A 16174-nucleotide genomic window follows, 5' to 3' on the forward strand; every position below is an offset into this window, starting at 1 on the left:
TTCCAGTGAATCGAATTTGTTGAGAGGCGTGCACGTTGCCACTATTCTCAACCATAACAACAAGACGGGAAGCGCTATGTTCGCGAAATTGCATTACACCGCCAAAAAGAATCCATTCTCACTCGTTTCATTTTTAGCCCTTGGTACCATCGCCTTTGGGGCAACAGCCAGTCAGAAATCATTAGCACAACCCGCCTCTGCTTCAACAGTTACTATTGCACCTGATGTAGGCGGGCAGCCGGTGACAGCATACTTACCTGACACGGTATCCTACAACCCAGCTATTCCCACGCCTGAATCGATACTAGGCGCCAACATTGGCGAGTGGCATGTGCGTCACGACCAAGTCGTCAATTATATGAAGCTACTTGCCGAGAAGTCTGACCGTATCACCATTGAAGAAACCGGCCGTACTCACGAAAACCGCCCACTTCTGTTACTAACAATCACAGCGCCCTCAAATAGAAACAATATTGAGGCGATGAGGCAGCAACACATCGATGCAATGGAAAGCGGCAAGAAAGTAGGTAGCGATGCTCCCCTTATCTTTTACATGGGCTACAGTATTCACGGTAACGAGCCTTCCGGTACCAATGCTTCACTTGCGTTGGCTTATTATTTGGCCGCGGCTGAAGGTAAAGAAATTGATGCCTTGTTGAATAACAATATTGTGCTGTTTGATCCGTCTTTCAACCCCGATGGACTTTCTCGATTTGCTCAGTGGGCAAATATGCACAAGGGCAGGCAGCTGGTTTCTGACAGTCGACACCGTGAACACGATGAGGGGTGGCCGTCAGGTAGAACAAATCACTACTGGTTCGATTTAAACCGCGACTGGCTATTGCTGGCGCACCCAGAGTCGCAGGCGCGAATTAAACAGTTTCATAAATGGCGCCCACATATACTCACCGATTTTCATGAAATGGGGACAGACAGCACCTATTTTTTCCAGCCTGGTGTGCGCTCGCGTAAAAATCCACTGACGCCTGATGAGAACGTAACGCTAACAGAAGCGCTTGCCCAGTATCACGCTGCCGCGTTTGATGAGCAAGGGGAGCTCTATTTTACCCAAGAAGCATTTGACGACTTCTACGCAGGCAAAGGCTCGACCTATCCAGATTTACACGGCAGTGTGGGTATTCTTTTTGAGCAAGCAAGCTCACGGGGGCATCTTCAAGACTCTATTAATGGCAAGCTTGCGTTTAAAGATACCATAGCAAATCAAATTACCACGTCTTTAAGCACTTTTAGAGGCGCATTGGCGAATAAGGCTGCGATTCTCGATTATCAATCGGGTTTTGTTAAGAGCACACAGTCACTGGCTGAAAAGGATGAGCAGGTAGGTTTTGTTGTTAGTGCATCGAATGATCTTGCTCGATTTAATGCATTTGTTGCCTTGCTTGAACAGCATCATATTAATTACGAGGTGTTAACGAAAGATGTTGAGGTAAGCAAAGTTCGCTATGGTGCAGGTAGCGCGATTTATATTCCTTCAAACCAGCCTCAATACCGTTTAGTAAAGTCAATTTTCTCGACCCAAACCTCGTTTGAGAACAACACGTTTTACGATGTATCAACGTGGAATTTAGCTTTGGCTTTCAATTTGGATTACGCGCCTTTAGATAGGGGCGATGCGCGAAGCCTAAAACTGAGCGACAACACCGCACTTGCGCAACCGGCACTTAACGATATTCACCCAGACGCATACGCGTATGCGTTTTCATGGCAGCATTATTATGCGCCAGCCATGCTGCAAACGTTATTGGAAGCTGGCGTTAAGGTGCGTAGTAGTGAAGAAGCGTTTTCCGCTATTAAATACGATGGCAACAGCATTGAGCTTCAGCCTGGCAGCATAGTTGTACCAAAAGGACTGGGTCAGCCAGAAAACTTGGCGGCCGTTTTGCGCGATGCGCAACAGCAACTTCAGGTGCCTGTATTTAGTTTGCGCAGTGGGTTAACACCCACAGGGCACGATTTGGGTAGCCGAAGCATGGCACCCGTTACCTTGCCACAAGTATTGATTGTGGGAGGCGAAGGTACTAGCGAGTACGAAGTCGGGGAAATGTGGCATTACTTCGATACAAAGGTAGGGTTGCCTGCCAGTATTGTTGAGCAACAACATTTACTCAAGGCGCTTAGTGATCCTAGTATCAACTACACACATATTTTGTTTCCAAGCGGACGCTATAGTTTTACGGAAAGCGACAGAGCAAAAATTGAAGACTGGGTAAAAGCCGGTGGCGTGATCGTGGGACAGAAATCCGCGTTGCGTTATTTCGGTCAACATAAATGGTTAGACGTAGAAATTGTTAGTCGAGAGAGTATTGATAACGCGTTCGATGAAAGCGAACTCAGCTATAAAGATGGCGCATCGCTATACGCCAGAAAGTTGGTGGCTGGCGCTGTGTTTGAAGCCAATATCGACAATACTCACCCGCTATTTTACGGCTATGATGACGATACTCTGCCTATGTTTAAAACCAACAATATGATAGTGGAGGCAAGTAACTCACCTTTTGTTACGCCTGCACGCTACACCGACGAGCCTCTTATGGCAGGGTTTAGTGATGACGCAATGGTTGCGCTAATGGCTGAATCAACTGCTGTGACGACTCAAAAAATGGGTCGCGGCGTTGTCATTGGCTTTACCGACAATACGCAGTTTAGAGGGTACTGGTATGGCACGAACAAGATGCTGGCTAATGCAATCTACCAATCGCACTTTATTCGCTAAATAAGTTTGAAACGCGCGGCGAAATGCCGCGCTTTTCAGTATCACCGCTTCTGAGCACTAGGCTTTCTGACACAGACTGCTTTTAGGCGGAGGCGTAAATGCCGCTACCCACACCTGAATGTGTAAATTTGGATAGCGTTTTTTGAGCCTTTTACTCAATGTATTCACGGTCACGCCGGTGGTGAGTACATCATCGACAATTGCAACGCTGAAGTTGCAGCCATCTTTATTACCTTGCGCTATCGCTATCTCATCATCGATACACTGCGTCGATAGGCTGAATACACGGCTTGCGTTTTCGGCTCTCGCCATTTTTGATAAGTGATGCTGCACGCTAAAGCCCCGTCGTTTGGCCCACGACTGGTTAACTGGAATATTCAGCTCACTGCTTATGCTTTCACACAGAAGCGTAGCCTGATTGTAGTGCCGTGTAGCAAGTCGCCATGCACTAATTGGCACCGGAAGCAGCACATTGGGCACTGATAAAGTGCACTGTCGCATTTTATGGACAAACCAGTTACTTAATACTTTTCCTGCCGTAAGGGAATGCGTAAACTTTAACTGGTGAACCAGCGATGACATTGGCCACGTATGAAGTCCCAAAACGCGTAACGCGTCATAGTGGCTATGCTTGACGTGGCCTGCCACAGGGCCATATTGAAGTAAGTTACTTCCGTGCAACGTGGCATCGAAAAAAAATATGTCATCTTCACACCAGTGACATACTGGCGTAGGACTTGCCTGATAACATAGCAAGCATGAAAGGTTCATAGTGTTGATTCCATCAACTTCCTTGAATTGTCGAGCGTCGACCTGTTTTCATTATTTCGTGTTGCCTCAAAAACACGTGACTGCCTAAGGAGGTGTAAATGGAAAGTTTGCATACAAACGGCGAGCTTGTCACCCGTACTCAGGGTACAGGCGTAGATGTGGTATTTCTTCATGGTTGGGGTATGAACAGCGGAGCGTTCACATCCTTTATTCCTTATTTAAGCGATAATTTTCGCGTCACCACCATAGATCTTCCTGGGTTTGGGGAAAATGCAGAGTTCGTCCCGTCACCGTATAACGTGGAAACATTGGCTCAATCCATTGTGAACCAGCTTCCAAACCAGTGTGTGTTGGTTGGGTGGTCATTAGGTGGCCTAGTTGCGCAAAAGTTAGCGCTGTTAGCACCAGAAAAACTTACCGGACTGGTAACGATTGCTTCAACACCTCGATTTATAGCAGGGCCTTGTTGGCCGGGTATTGCTGCAGATTTACTTTCAATGTTCGAGACTCAGCTTGAAAAGAACTATCAGAAAACACTGGAACGTTTTTTGGCAATTCAAGCGATGGGCAGCGAAACGGCAAAGCAGGATATTAAGGCGATCAGAGAACAGGTAACCCAATTCCCAGATCCCGCCGAGGAAGCGCTTAAGAAAGGTTTACGCATATTGTCTACTGAAGACATGCGCCAAGACGTGGGACGAATAACTACACCCACGTTACGATTGTATGGCAGGTTAGATAGTCTAGTGCCGACCAGCGGAATAGATCGTATATGTGAGCTACATCCGCAGGCCGATACCGTTGTTCTGCCTCATGCGTCGCATGCGCCGTTTATTTCACATCCTCAGCAAACTGCTGACATTCTATTTCGCTTTGCCGCTGGCATTTATCAGCAAAAGGCGTCTTAAAACAGTGATGACATGAAGCTTCAAACCGCGGCTTGCTGATTGTTTGAAGCTTTTCTTATCTTTGACAGCCTAATAAAAATCGCCTGCTTACAATAAGTTAATGACAGGGTGTGATACATGTCTTTCCATTTGTGTGAAATTGGTTAATAATTGCACATGAGAGGTTAGGGGTAGTGTATGACAAGTGTTGATGGTTTAGGTGCAGGCTCTGCATTTGCAGCGGCTCAATATGGTTTACAAAATGCCAGCGACGGAATTTCGCAGGCAGCATCAAATATCGCTCAGCGAACTGCTGAGGATGCGGTAGCACCCGCTCAACCTATTGCGACCAATACCGACACAATAAACACGTCATCGAATTCAACGTCTACCTCCACGCGTCTCACCGACGACTTAATTGCGCTCAATGTAAACGAACGTAATGCCCAAGCCTCTGCCAAAGTATTAGGTGTTGCCGATGAGATGCTTGGTACCATCATAGACGTGCTTGCGTAGGTGGAACAGTTACGGTGAATATCGTTACACCAATCCTTAACGCCATTGCTTATCCCACGGCGAACATAAATACAGAGTCTGCACGTAGAGATAATGTGCAGCGTGAAACTATTCCTCAAGCGTCAGATTCCCAGCAAGGGGCTTCTCAAAAAGGCTTGGGGTCAGAAGCCGATAAAGCGAAGAGCCCCGGCCAGCCGCCAGCTCCTGTCACCTATGAACGTCCACAGATACAAACCGAGCTTCAAGCAGCCTTCCAAAACGTATTTGGGCAAGAGAAAGACAATGCGCAAGACGAGAGTGCTGGTAAACAAGACGCGAAAGACAGGCAGCAAGAGCAACAAGAGAAGCAAGACGCGGCTGAAATTGAACAGCTAAAAGCCCGGGATCAGGAAGTAAGAGTTCACGAGCAAGCGCATGCTTCAACAGGCGGTCAGTACGCCGGTGCACCACAATATGAATACACCACAGGCCCTGACAATAAACGCTATGTGACCGATGGCGAAGTGTCTATTGATGTTTCAGAAGAAAAAACGCCTGAGGAAACACTGAAAAAAATGGAGCAGGTGCGCGCAGCCGCTCTTGCCCCAGCTGAACCATCATCACAAGATTTAAAAGTGGCTGCAGAGGCTTCTCAAAAAGCCACAGAGGCCCGTAGTGAGATCGCCAAAGGCGCAGCTGAGGGAACGTCGACGAATAGTGCTACAAGTGTTTCAGATAGCGACCTAGTTGCAGATGCTGACGATAGTGACCAGCAGGACATCGACACTAATTCAACAAAAGGCGCTGACGTAAATACTATTTTAGATGCTCAGTCTACACTAGCAATCGCTTCTTCTGAACAAGCTGTTGAGGCCAGTGGTGCTGACTTTATGCAGGCTCGAATAGGCCGCATTCAAAATGCGTATTTGCAAGCTTACACTCCGTCTAGAGAGGGTCTATCATTTCAAGCATGATAACGTGTAATTAGTCTTGTCTGCCTCGTGTTACTCCAACGATTTAGCCCATCACAACCTTAGCTAAACCATTAGAGAAGTACTTTCATTTATTCAACATCCTTCCCAGTTAGCAGGCTTTAATAATCCAGTATTGCCTTTGTAAACGGATATTTAGGTGAGCCGCCAGTGATGTCTGAAAGCACCGAGTTCATGGTATCTACGTCGCTATCGAAGCCACCGTGGGACGTGGCGGCGGTGGCTTCACCTTCTTTCCCCTCACTGTACTTAAATGTCACGCTAGGCAGCGGCTGATTAAACACAGCCATACCTAATAAGGGCATCTCTGGTTTGGATTCAAACGCATTTGATACCAAATAGAGCAACGACTTTTGGTAAATGCGCGCCACGTGGTCATCTTTTTCCAACGCTTCAGATAAGTTGTAAACCGTAGTCGATTCAATATGTTTACCTTCTATAAGCGCAGAGAGCTTTTCGTTGAACAAGGGGTAGCTGATGGCTGGGGCCAATAAGTGTAGACCTTTAACCTTTATGCTTTCATCTACTTTACACAGTCTAGATAAGCTGTGAGCATGAAAGATAGAGCCAGCAGAATGCCCTACAACATGCAGCTTAATATCTGAATTGTCTTTCAAGTAGGCGGCCAATTGTGTTAGAAAATACGTACCATCGGACGTGGTACGGGTAAAGGGCGTGCAAGCATCTGATTTCATTTCACGCCAAAGTGCACCACCTACTTTGCGCGTCGCCCATTCCAGAATGCGGTCGGTATAATCAGTGAAAGCCCCAACTTTATTGCTAATCTCTTTATTCTTAAAGCCCAGAATATCTTTGAGTTCTTCTAGCATACCCGTGTCGTACATGAAGTGAATGGGGTAAATATCGTTTTTAAGGAAGGTGTCTTTCATGGCTGCAATGCGTTTAGCCGAAGCTTTTATGCTATTTAAGCCGCCGTGTGCATATAACATTACATGACGATGGTTACTGTCAGAAAGTTTTTCAATAATGGCATCGACGTGGTTTTTATTGCTCCAATATTTGCTTCTGGTGTCAAAGTGTCCGTCGTCGAAATGAATGAAGTGATCTTGAATGCTCACCCGTGGTGTGGAGCGAGAAAACAAACCCTGTGCAATAGAGCGCGTAGCTTGGTGGTAAGTCCCTGAGCCTGAAATAGGAAGCGCAAGTTGAACAACCCACGCATCCATAACGTTTAACGCCCAGTCATCGTAACGCCAAAGTGCCAGCCCTGACTTTTTCCAATCCGTCCCCCAAGAGTTTTGGATCCAAAAACCTTCGTCGTTATAGCCAACAATGGCAAACGCGTGGCCACCCATGGGTTCAGGCCTTAGGCTTATTACATCACCTTCGCTATCTTTCCAGCCTTCATGAATTCTGGCAGAGACAAAGATTACGCCTACTTCGTTAAGCGCCGCATGAAAATCGCTAATTTCTCGTTCAATACGGTAGTACGCTCCTAGCCTGTGATTGCTGGCATTATTAGCAATGGCTAGGGTCATCTCAAATTCGTTGCTGTGCTTAATATCTTCAGTTAGTGATTCGTTACATACGCCACTGTTGTACCACCCCTTAATTGCACCGCGGCAGCTAGAGCCTTCATACGCTTCACCTAACCACTCATCATGACGTTTAGCCATGGCATAAAGCATCCACGGGCTAACGGTATGTTTTCGGCCCTGCTGACGGTAAATGAAATTAATGGTAGCGGCCAATGCAAAGCCGGTACACGCTCCATCTTTACCTTGGTCTAAAATAACCAAATTGCCTGGCGGGTCGATAAAAGGCTTAAGAGGCGTAAGATTAGGTTGGTAATAACGATCCCGAAGATCGGGGTAATCGGCGCTGACATTCAGCATATTTTTTGAGACAGGCGAGTTCATAAAATCATCCTTTGATGAGGGCAGATAATCTTTGCTGTACAGTTGGATGATTACGCTCGTACACCAAAGGTTAGTGGCCCTTAGCTCATTACGGTTGTCCGAAAGTGCTGCCTTGAAAAAGGCTGTGGTCAAATGAGCGACATTACCTTCGCTAAACGTTAAGGCACTAAAAGCATGTCAACGGCCTCGCTAAACGCTAACAACATACGAACTTCGGTTTCGGTGTGACCCACACCTTTTCACTGTTTCGGTATTTTGTAGTTTGACACTTTTTATTCAAGAGTATCAGGGTGCATGAATTTCCATGCGTCCCATCTAATGTAACACAAACTAATGTAGCAAAAACGGCAGTTAAAATGGAGGTGCGATACGAAAAGGGCGTGTTAGTGAACTAACACGCCCTTTTGTAAACAAGAGTAAGTAATGGTTAAGCGCTACCGTTTACTTTTTCGCTTTAGCAAAGGCATCGGCAAAGGCATTGCCCATAGCGCTATTTTGAGGTTGGCTATTGCGATTGCCGCCACCCTGATTTGAACGAGGGTTTGCTTTTGCGTTAGCACGCCCAGCCCCTTTACTTTGTGGTTTTCCTGCTGCTGGTTTGCCGCCTGCATTATTGCTTTGACTCGGTGTATCGTCTAAGCGCATGGTGAAGGAAATACGCTTGCGCGGTACGTCTACTTCAAGCACTTTTACTTTAACGATATCGCCCGCTTTGACCACCTCGCGAGGGTCTGAGATAAACTTGTTAGTCAGTGCTGAAATATGCACCAGTCCATCTTGATGCACACCTACATCAACGAACGCACCAAAGTTGGCCACGTTGCTTACCACGCCCTCTAAAATCATACCTGGTTTAAGGTCGTTAATGGTTTCAACGCCTTCTTTAAACGCGGCAGTTTTAAACTCTGGACGAGGATCGCGGCCTGGTTTATCCAGCTCTTTTAGAATGTCTTTAACCGTTGGCAAACCGAATGCGTCGCTGGTAAAGGTATCTGGCGACAGGCTTTTTAGAAGCTCGGTATTGCCGATGATGTCGTTAACCGCAACAGCGGTAGTATCAACAATCTTATCTACCACTGGGTATGCTTCTGGGTGAACCGCAGAGGCATCAAGTGGGTTGGTGCCGTTTACAATGCGAAGGAAGCCCGCCGCTTGCTCAAAGGCTTTAGGCCCTAAACGTTCTACTTTCAATAGCGCTTTACGGTCTGGGAAAGCACCGTTGGTGTCTCTGAAATTCACGATGTTGTGAGCTAGGGTTTTGTTTAAGCCCGATACATAGCTCAAAAGCGCGGGCGATGCAGTGTTTAAGTCAACGCCAACGGCGTTTACACAGTCTTCAATAACACGGTCTAGCGACTTGCCTAACTGGCTTTGGCTTACGTCATGCTGATATTGGCCTACACCAATAGCTTTAGGTTCAATTTTAACCAGCTCTGCCAGCGGGTCTTGCAAGCGTCGAGCGATAGACACTGCGCCGCGGATTGACACATCAAGGTCAGGCAATTCTTTTGAAGCAAGCTCAGAGGCTGAATACACCGATGCACCCGCTTCACTGACCATAATTTTTTGTGCAGTAAGCTCGCTGTTGTTCTTGAGCATTTCACCAACGAGTTTGTCTGTCTCGCGCGAGCCAGTACCGTTGCCAATGCTGATTAAATCTACTTTGTATTGCTTACACAACGTGGTGAGCGTGCGAATAGATTTATCCCACTGGTTTTGTGGTGCATGCGGGAAAATGGTGTTGGTTGCGACCACTTTTCCTGTGCTGTCTACGACCGCTACCTTAACGCCGGTTCTCAAACCTGGATCTAAACCCATAGTGGTTTTTGCACCTGCAGGTGCAGCCATCAACAGGTCGTTTAAGTTTTTAGCAAATACCTCAATGGCTTCCTCTTCAGCGCGTTCTCTAAGGGCGCTGAATAGCTCAGTTTCCATGTGTAAACCAATTTTGATTTTCCACGTCCACTGTACAACTTGAGCCAAGAAGTCATCTGCGCCACGGCCGCGGTGCATAATATCGTAGTGGCTGGCAATAATTTGTTCGCAATGCGACGGACCGTTGTCTTCTGACTGCGGGTCGGCATCTAGCTGAATGTGAAGCATGCCTTCGTTGCGGCCTCTAAACATCGCCAACGCGCGGTGAGATGGTACATTCTTGTACTTCTCACTGTGTTCAAAATAGTCTTTATATTTGGCGGCTTCTTGTTCTTTACCTGATACAACGGAGCTTTTTACATGGGCGTTTTCAGTTAGGTACTTACGCACCTTTGCTAAGAGCGCGGCGTCTTCAGCGAAACGCTCCATTAAGATATAACGGGCACCTTCCAACGCTGCTTTAGCATCAGCAATACCAGTGTCTGTATTAACGTATTCGCTTGCTGCACTTTCAGCGTCGGTATCTGGGTCAGAAAATAAGGCATCAGCTAAAGGTTCAAGGCCTGCTTCAATAGCAATCTGGCCTTTGGTACGTCGGCGCGGCTTATACGGTAAGTACAAATCTTCCAGGGTAGTTTTGCTGTCAGCACTGGTAATATTGCTTTTAAGCTCGTCGGTTAGTTTGCCCTGTTCTTCGATAGATTTAAGGATCACATCGCGGCGCTCTTCAAGCTCTCGCAGGTAGGTTAAGCGCTGCTCCAAGGTACGCAGTTGCGTGTCATCAAGGCCTTGCGTCACTTCTTTTCGGTAGCGCGCGATAAAAGGTACGGTAGCCCCTTCATCAAGAAGTTTAACAGCGGCAGTTACTTGCGAAGGTTGAACGCTAAGTTCATCTGCAATTTTATTGATAATCATAAGTCGCTCTAAGATACTAAAAATTCGCGTTAGGCAATGGCGAATAAACGGTGTGTGAAAGGCTTGTATACACAGCGTCGGTAGTGAAAACAGGAGCGGTGAGTATATCACCGCGGTGTAGGGGAAGTCGTCTGATCATTGTGTTACAAAAGGGTGATTAAAAAGGGCATATTAGTACTCACAGTTTGTCCGTTGCGTCGTACCAAATACGGTTTATCCACCACTCTTTCGTGCCCGTCTCAGTTTTTACAACAAACTCATCGTCTTCTTCTTTGCCAAGCAATGCTCGGGCCATCGGAGAGTCGATAGAAATGTAATCCTTTCGGCCGAAAATTTCGTCGTAGCCCACGAGCCTAAGTTCCATCACCTTGCCCGCTTCGTTTTCAATTTCAACCCAGGCACCAAAGAAGACCTTACCCTCTTGCTGTGGATCGTAGTCCACAACCTTTAGGTTTTCCAAGCACTTGCGAAGGTAGCGTACGCGGCGATCAATTTCCCGTAGCTTCTTCTTATTGTACTGGTAGTCGGCATTCTCGCTTCTGTCACCAAGGCTCGCTGCCCAGGTTACCTTACGAGTAATTTCAGGTCGTTCTTCACGCCACAAGAAATCCAGTTCTTGTTTTAGCTTTAAGTAGCCCTTTCGAGTGATAAGCGGTGTTTTCACAATGTCCTATAAATAATCCAGCTAATTACCCCTACTTTATGTGGGTAATAAGGCAAAACGCAATCTTTCTGTACGTCAAAAAGTGACAAAAGAGACAGATTGAATAATTATTGAACATAAACCTTTCGTTTAGTGTCGTAGTATAAATAATAGTCAAACCATTAGGGGAAATGAATGCGTAACAGGATACCAATGTTGAACCGTCGAAGGTCGGGGAACGATCCGTTCCAAACCAGCGGTACTATCATCGGTTTTATGCTGTTTTTAAGTGGCGCGCTGTTATTGTTGTATGCCTTGCTTGATATCGTTGTTCGCTTAAAGAGTATGCAAACCGTGATATATCTTATTTTAGGTTGTGCTATGTATAAGGTGGGTCAGTCTCTGTTAAATCATTTTGCTACGTTTAAGGTACACACAGAAAGACGGCGCGCCCCTCAGCGTTAAAACCTTTTGTTTTAAGCACCAAGTTTTAAGGCGAAATTGTTCCAAAAAGGCTTGGAATAGACCGTGAAATTTGGTCGATTTAGACTAAGCTTAATAGTGTAATTCGAGGCACCAAGCATATTGAATAACCCACTTTACTATTTGGGTACGCGCGTGGTGAAAATCCACTGGCTCGTAGGGAAAAGGTAGGCAAGGATCACGCTGACTCACTAAAACAAAAAAGCCGACGCTATGCGTCGGCTTTCTCTTTTTCTTAAAGCACTAACTTATTCCGTTGGCGCTTCTGCTTCAGGCTTAACCACCTCTAGCAACTCAACGTCAAAGATAAGCGTCGAGTTTGGCGTGATTGCGCCAGTAGAACGCGCACCATAAGCAAGTTCAGATGGGATATGGAAGCGATACTTTGCGCCTTCTTTCATCAATTGAACGCCTTCAGTCCAACCAGAAATAACGCGATTAAGTGGAAATTCTGCTGGCTCGCCACGCTTGTAAGATGAGTCGAACTCTGTGCCATCTAGCAAGGTGCCACGGTAGTGAACTTTAACCATGTCTGTCGCTTCTGGGCTTGCACCCTCGCCTTCTTCAAGTACTTCGTACTGAAGACCAGACTCGGTAGTTACCACACCTTCTTTCTTACCGTTTTCTTCTAGGTAAGCTAGGCCTGCTTCAATATTTTTTTCAGCGGCTTGTTCCGCCATTTCTTGCTGCTTAGCGCGAAGTACTTCTTCGCCTTGTTGAGCGATTTGCTGAATCTGCTCTGGCGTAAACTTAAGGGTGTCGTTTAGACCGTCTTTAAAGCCTTGTTGTAGCGCATCTTGGTCTAATGTTAAACCCAGTTGCTCTTGTTGTTCGGCACGGTTGCTAACGAACAAACCCATGCTTGCGCCCATGGCGTAAGCTTGCTTTTGCGTATCTGTCATTTCTTCTGCTGAAACAGAAGTTGTTTTTGCACTATCAGCGCTTGTAGAAGCGGCCTCATCAGATGTATTTGGCTGGCAAGCGAAAAGGCCTAGCGCAGCGATAGTAGATAAGGCAACGAGCGACTTCTGCATAAAAACGTCTCCATAAATTTTTATCATCATGCGTCTATGTCTATACTGCTGCATCCAAGGCAGTGTGCACGATAGTTAAAGATGCGTGATCCATGCTATGTTAAACCTAGCGTTTACAAAGCGAAACCCATTTGATTATGTTTAGGCCTCAAATGTTCCATAGAATAGCGTTACTCATCGTACTTATAGGTAATTCCATGGGATGCTCTGTCCCTGATACTACGCCAATACAGCAGTGGCGTCATGTAGAAGAAGGCGCCTATGCCGCAGATATTTCTACCGACGGCACGTTAGCGGTGGTTTCTGGCGTGAATAACGGGGTAAACGTATGGCGAATGGGACAAAGTGATCCCCTTTATCACTGGAGCCACCAAGGTGAAGGCGATAACCTCGTTATGTCAGTGCACATTAGCGCCGACAAAAGCTATGTTGTGACCGCTGACCGCGAGGCGTTTGCCTTATGGAGTCTGGAGACCGGCGAGCCTGAAGGTTTTTGGCGCATTGACGAGTCATCAATTAGAGATGTGGTGGTTACCAATAATGGTAACGGCATATTGGTGGCGCGCTCAAATGGCAAAGTTATGTACTTTGAACCTCGTACTTCGCGTCGACTGGAGTTTTTAGGGCATCAAGAAAAGGTTAACTCCATTGATATTTCCCCTAACGGTAAGTTCGCATTGACGGGGGGCAACGATTACATAGCGTATTTATGGAGCACTGACACTGGGCAAATAATTCATACATTCACCCACCCCACGCGAGTAACAAAAGTAGCGCTTGATGATGAAGGCCGCTTTGCTTTTACTGCGGACAGCCAGAGCAAGTCGCAAGTGTGGAATGTGCAAACAGGGCAGCCTGTGGCATCCCTCAAATATGCAGCGCGTCAGAAAATCTTCACAGACGTTGAGTTTTCCAAAGATGGTCAGTTTTTACTAACAGGCTCTCCCGCCAGAAAAGTATACCTGTGGGATTTGAAAACTGGCGAGCAAGTGCAGTCCATACAGGTTGCATCACGAGAGTCAGTTTCACCACCAACCGCAGTTGTGTATGGCGTCGCCTTCCTCCCCAATGATAATATATTGTCCATAAGCAGTAGTGGCCTTGCCGAAGAATGGCAACGAGAGAGATAGAGAATTTACATGACAGATAAAAGCGCTGAGCATTTACAACAGCAAATAGATAGCGCGAATAGCTATATCGAAGAGCTTCAAACTAAAGTTGCGTTTCAGGAACACACCATTGAGGCGCTAAACGATGCGCTGTCTTCGCAACAAAAGCAGCTTGACGATTTAGCCTTTAAAGTACGCCATGTCGTTGACCGCGTTAAGTCTATCGAGCCGTCTAATATTGCTAAGCAGTCAGAAGAAACCCCGCCTCCGCATTACTAGAACAATTGAAGCGCACTAGTAATTGCAACGCGGTATTCATTTGGATCACGTCCATTGACTATGACACTTATTGCGGGGCGCTCATCGTGGGGATAGGCCTGTGAAGACATCAAAGGCGCTTCGTTGATGTGCAGTAGTGTTGAAAAGACATCACGCTAGTTCATCTTGTTATGAGTTAGGCGAAGTCTTCATTTAGCCTGAATATACATTTGAATTACACTTGCGCCCCGATACAAAGGCTTCAGCAAAAAGAAGCCTTTTTTACTATTTAAGAGAGTGAGTTATGAGCGATTTTGATATGGATGCGTTTGATAGCATCGATTTTGACTCTGTTGAGCAGTCAGTAGCAGAGAAACAGGCTGAAAAAGACAAGCAAGAGAGTCAAGAGATTGAAGGTATGCGCGACGGCGCCAACGACTGTGGCGATAGCTGTACTATTTAAGCGCGCTCAGCGGCGAGGGCTCTTAATTTTTAGAGCCTTCCGACGCTTCCAACTTATCCAGCTCGAGTCTATCCAACTCTATACTTTTCTCCACATCGCCGTTAAAAGCTTCGATAAATGCATTTTTTAAAATCGCGGTAAATGCCTCCCATGTTTGGGTGTCAGGGCTTGATAAATCGCCTTCAACAGGAATGCGTGTGGCAATTTGGTCTTCGCTTTGGTTTTCAAACAGTTCGGTGACAAACGCGGAAATGGCTTCGATACTGCCTTCAATAAAACCATCGCCGTCACGTTCAATGTCACCCTTCCAAGAAAATACCTCCACATTATGCAAAATGGGTTTGATATAGCCTTTTACTTTCCCTTCACTAGACGCCACTTCAGCCGCAAGCGTGAGTGTGCCGGCTTCCAGATCAAACGGTGCGTAGGTATCAAGCAGGTTCTTAAAGTTCACTAGTCCAACGTTGTCAGCTTGAATATCAACGTCAAATGTGGGGGCTGTTGTTGCGGGGTTGAGTTTAGCGTTTAAGGATATCGTGCCCTGCTGTGCCGTTTGTCCTTGCGCTTTGGCCGTTGCTACACGTGAGTCTGACAAGTTATCGCTATTCACCAAGTTATTCACTTCAAGCTGAATATCATGAAGCGCAATGTCGATAGCCGGAGAAGTATCGGGGTTGTGGAAAGCGACTTTTCCTTGGTTAATAGTTAGCTTGTCGATGCGTAACGGGAAGAGTTGGTCGGCGATAGATAACCAGTTTTCATCCTTACCAGACTGGCTTCTCTCCTCCGTGTTGCCGTCTACAAAATTAATCTCGGGGGAATTAACAATGACTTTTCCTACCGCTGCACCTTTGAAAAGCTGTGACCATGAAAGCGTAAACTCCACATAGTCAGCTTTAAATAGCGGCCTATCTACTTGCCCGTTCGCCTTATAAAGCAAAATATGTTCTAAACTGTATGCGCCGCGCCATAGCATTAAATCTACATCGCCCACGCGGCCGTTATACTCTTTTGACTGACTCAGCGTCGTGTTGATGTATGACGCTGCGGCGTAAGGCAAGTAAAGTCTTATGGCAATAAGCGTAAGCAACAAGGCTATAAGGACATAGCAGGCACGTTTTTTAGCATGTTTCATATTTCACTCCTTTGCGAAGGAAATACAAAAATTATGCCTGAGCAACCTCTTTCGTTAGGTAACGAGGATACCCAGCGTTGGCGTGGCATGAAGAGACGTTTGCAAAAAGCCTGAGCACAGCGTTGTAAGGTGTTACACAGGCTTAACGGTAAGATTTACTGAGACGTGGGTAGGAATGTTAGTGGGGTTTAAAGACACCGATAACATTTTCGTTAGATCGCGTGGCGGCACTAACTTTCTCGTCAGTTTGCGCTTCGTTATAACCACACGCTACGCACTCCAGCTTTTCTACGTTATTTTCAAAATATAACGAAATCGTATCTAGCTCTTGGCATTTTGGGCACGTAGCCCCTGCAACAAAGCGGCGTTTTACACGTTTTGACATACATACACCTTTGAAGAATTTCGCGATTATTATACCTTGAAATGGTAAGTGTTGATCAGCTTTTACCTTAAGTTTTTGATATTATACGATGGAATGGTCTCCCCCCTCAAACGGC

General features: G+C 46.3%; 15 protein-coding genes. 8 read left to right on the forward strand and 7 right to left on the reverse strand.

The window, feature by feature from the left end:
- Positions 1–76 precede the first annotated feature (76 nt).
- Positions 77–2734, forward strand: a complete 2658-nt coding sequence (locus ACX5KA_RS08105) for a M14 family zinc carboxypeptidase (RefSeq protein ID WP_168533749.1) — start codon at positions 77–79, stop codon at positions 2732–2734.
- A gap of 57 nt (positions 2735–2791) precedes the next feature.
- On the opposite strand, the gene ACX5KA_RS08110 is transcribed toward ACX5KA_RS08105, so the two are convergent.
- The gene (locus tag ACX5KA_RS08110; protein WP_039221410.1) at positions 2792–3505 is read right to left on the reverse strand and encodes a ComF family protein; all 714 of its coding nucleotides are present in this window, start codon (positions 3503–3505) and stop codon (positions 2792–2794) included.
- A 98-nt stretch (positions 3506–3603) separates the two neighbouring features.
- Between ACX5KA_RS08110 and bioH the strand changes: the two genes are divergently transcribed.
- The 3 genes from bioH to ACX5KA_RS08125 all read left to right on the forward strand — a co-directional run bounded on the left by bioH (position 3604) and on the right by ACX5KA_RS08125 (position 5861).
- Positions 3604–4413 carry a pimeloyl-ACP methyl ester esterase BioH gene (gene bioH, locus ACX5KA_RS08115; RefSeq protein WP_039221412.1) on the forward strand — a complete coding sequence of 270 codons (810 nt, stop codon included), beginning with the start codon at positions 3604–3606 and terminating at the stop codon, positions 4411–4413.
- A 177-nt stretch (positions 4414–4590) separates the two neighbouring features.
- Positions 4591–4908: a hypothetical protein gene (locus ACX5KA_RS08120; protein WP_039221417.1), complete on the forward strand. Its 318-nt coding sequence runs from the start codon at positions 4591–4593 to the stop codon at positions 4906–4908.
- Positions 4909–4922: 14 nt separating this feature from the next.
- Positions 4923–5861 carry a putative metalloprotease CJM1_0395 family protein gene (locus tag ACX5KA_RS08125; RefSeq protein WP_039221420.1) on the forward strand — a complete coding sequence of 313 codons (939 nt, stop codon included), beginning with the start codon at positions 4923–4925 and terminating at the stop codon, positions 5859–5861.
- 119 nt (positions 5862–5980) lie between these two features.
- Here the strand turns inward: ACX5KA_RS08125 and ACX5KA_RS08130 are convergent, their stop codons facing one another.
- From ACX5KA_RS08130 to greB, 3 genes are all read right to left on the reverse strand, one after another.
- Positions 5981–7759 (reverse strand): C1 family peptidase, encoded by a 1779-nt coding sequence (locus tag ACX5KA_RS08130; RefSeq protein ID WP_458730844.1) that lies wholly within the window; start codon positions 7757–7759, stop codon positions 5981–5983.
- A 441-nt stretch (positions 7760–8200) separates the two neighbouring features.
- Positions 8201–10549: a Tex family protein gene (locus ACX5KA_RS08135; RefSeq protein WP_168533755.1), complete on the reverse strand. Its 2349-nt coding sequence runs from the start codon at positions 10547–10549 to the stop codon at positions 8201–8203.
- A 178-nt stretch (positions 10550–10727) separates the two neighbouring features.
- On the reverse strand, positions 10728–11213 hold the full coding sequence (gene greB / locus ACX5KA_RS08140) for a transcription elongation factor GreB (RefSeq protein ID WP_039221428.1): 486 nt from the start codon (positions 11211–11213) through the stop codon (positions 10728–10730).
- A 174-nt stretch (positions 11214–11387) separates the two neighbouring features.
- Between greB and ACX5KA_RS08145 the strand changes: the two genes are divergently transcribed.
- Positions 11388–11657, forward strand: coding sequence for a hypothetical protein (locus tag ACX5KA_RS08145; RefSeq protein WP_196248030.1), 270 nt, complete (start codon positions 11388–11390; stop codon positions 11655–11657).
- A 266-nt stretch (positions 11658–11923) separates the two neighbouring features.
- Here ACX5KA_RS08145 and fkpA read toward each other — a convergent pair whose 3' ends face one another.
- Positions 11924–12709 carry an FKBP-type peptidyl-prolyl cis-trans isomerase gene (fkpA, locus tag ACX5KA_RS08150; protein ID WP_014951335.1) on the reverse strand — a complete coding sequence of 262 codons (786 nt, stop codon included), beginning with the start codon at positions 12707–12709 and terminating at the stop codon, positions 11924–11926.
- 197 nt (positions 12710–12906) lie between these two features.
- Between fkpA and ACX5KA_RS08155 the strand changes: the two genes are divergently transcribed.
- From ACX5KA_RS08155 to ACX5KA_RS08165, 3 genes are all read left to right on the forward strand, one after another.
- On the forward strand, positions 12907–13839 hold the full coding sequence (locus ACX5KA_RS08155) for a WD40 repeat domain-containing protein (RefSeq protein WP_458730849.1): 933 nt from the start codon (positions 12907–12909) through the stop codon (positions 13837–13839).
- A gap of 9 nt (positions 13840–13848) precedes the next feature.
- A complete protein-coding gene (locus ACX5KA_RS08160) occupies positions 13849–14097 on the forward strand; it encodes a SlyX family protein (protein ID WP_014980717.1) in 249 nt (82 codons plus the stop codon).
- 283 nt (positions 14098–14380) lie between these two features.
- On the forward strand, positions 14381–14539 hold the full coding sequence (locus tag ACX5KA_RS08165; protein WP_012520154.1) for a hypothetical protein: 159 nt from the start codon (positions 14381–14383) through the stop codon (positions 14537–14539).
- 22 nt (positions 14540–14561) lie between these two features.
- Here the strand turns inward: ACX5KA_RS08165 and ACX5KA_RS08170 are convergent, their stop codons facing one another.
- Positions 14562–15674: a DUF748 domain-containing protein gene (locus ACX5KA_RS08170; RefSeq protein WP_458730845.1), complete on the reverse strand. Its 1113-nt coding sequence runs from the start codon at positions 15672–15674 to the stop codon at positions 14562–14564.
- A 178-nt stretch (positions 15675–15852) separates the two neighbouring features.
- Positions 15853–16059, reverse strand: a complete 207-nt coding sequence (locus ACX5KA_RS08175; RefSeq protein WP_239244072.1) for a YheV family putative zinc ribbon protein — start codon at positions 16057–16059, stop codon at positions 15853–15855.
- Positions 16060–16174 lie beyond the last annotated feature (115 nt).

The sequence above is a fragment of the Alteromonas alvinellae genome, assembly GCF_902705805.1.

Excerpts from the sequence above, each read along its gene's own strand:
- ACX5KA_RS08105 (WP_168533749.1), top strand. The coding sequence starts at position 77 with ATGTTCGCGAAATTGCATTACACCGCCAAAAAGAATCCATTCTCACTC.
- fkpA (WP_014951335.1), bottom strand. The coding sequence starts at position 12,709 with ATGCAGAAGTCGCTCGTTGCCTTATCTACTATCGCTGCGCTAGGCCTT.
- bioH (WP_039221412.1), top strand. The coding sequence starts at position 3,604 with ATGGAAAGTTTGCATACAAACGGCGAGCTTGTCACCCGTACTCAGGGT.
- ACX5KA_RS08145 (WP_196248030.1), top strand. The coding sequence starts at position 11,388 with ATGCGTAACAGGATACCAATGTTGAACCGTCGAAGGTCGGGGAACGAT.
- ACX5KA_RS08120 (WP_039221417.1), top strand. The coding sequence starts at position 4,591 with ATGACAAGTGTTGATGGTTTAGGTGCAGGCTCTGCATTTGCAGCGGCT.
- ACX5KA_RS08160 (WP_014980717.1), top strand. The coding sequence starts at position 13,849 with ATGACAGATAAAAGCGCTGAGCATTTACAACAGCAAATAGATAGCGCG.
- ACX5KA_RS08175 (WP_239244072.1), bottom strand. The coding sequence starts at position 16,059 with ATGTCAAAACGTGTAAAACGCCGCTTTGTTGCAGGGGCTACGTGCCCA.
- ACX5KA_RS08155 (WP_458730849.1), top strand. The coding sequence starts at position 12,907 with ATGGGATGCTCTGTCCCTGATACTACGCCAATACAGCAGTGGCGTCAT.
- ACX5KA_RS08135 (WP_168533755.1), bottom strand. The coding sequence starts at position 10,549 with ATGATTATCAATAAAATTGCAGATGAACTTAGCGTTCAACCTTCGCAA.
- ACX5KA_RS08110 (WP_039221410.1), bottom strand. The coding sequence starts at position 3,505 with ATGAACCTTTCATGCTTGCTATGTTATCAGGCAAGTCCTACGCCAGTA.
- ACX5KA_RS08170 (WP_458730845.1), bottom strand. The coding sequence starts at position 15,674 with ATGAAACATGCTAAAAAACGTGCCTGCTATGTCCTTATAGCCTTGTTG.
- ACX5KA_RS08130 (WP_458730844.1), bottom strand. The coding sequence starts at position 7,759 with ATGAACTCGCCTGTCTCAAAAAATATGCTGAATGTCAGCGCCGATTAC.
- ACX5KA_RS08165 (WP_012520154.1), top strand. The coding sequence starts at position 14,381 with ATGAGCGATTTTGATATGGATGCGTTTGATAGCATCGATTTTGACTCT.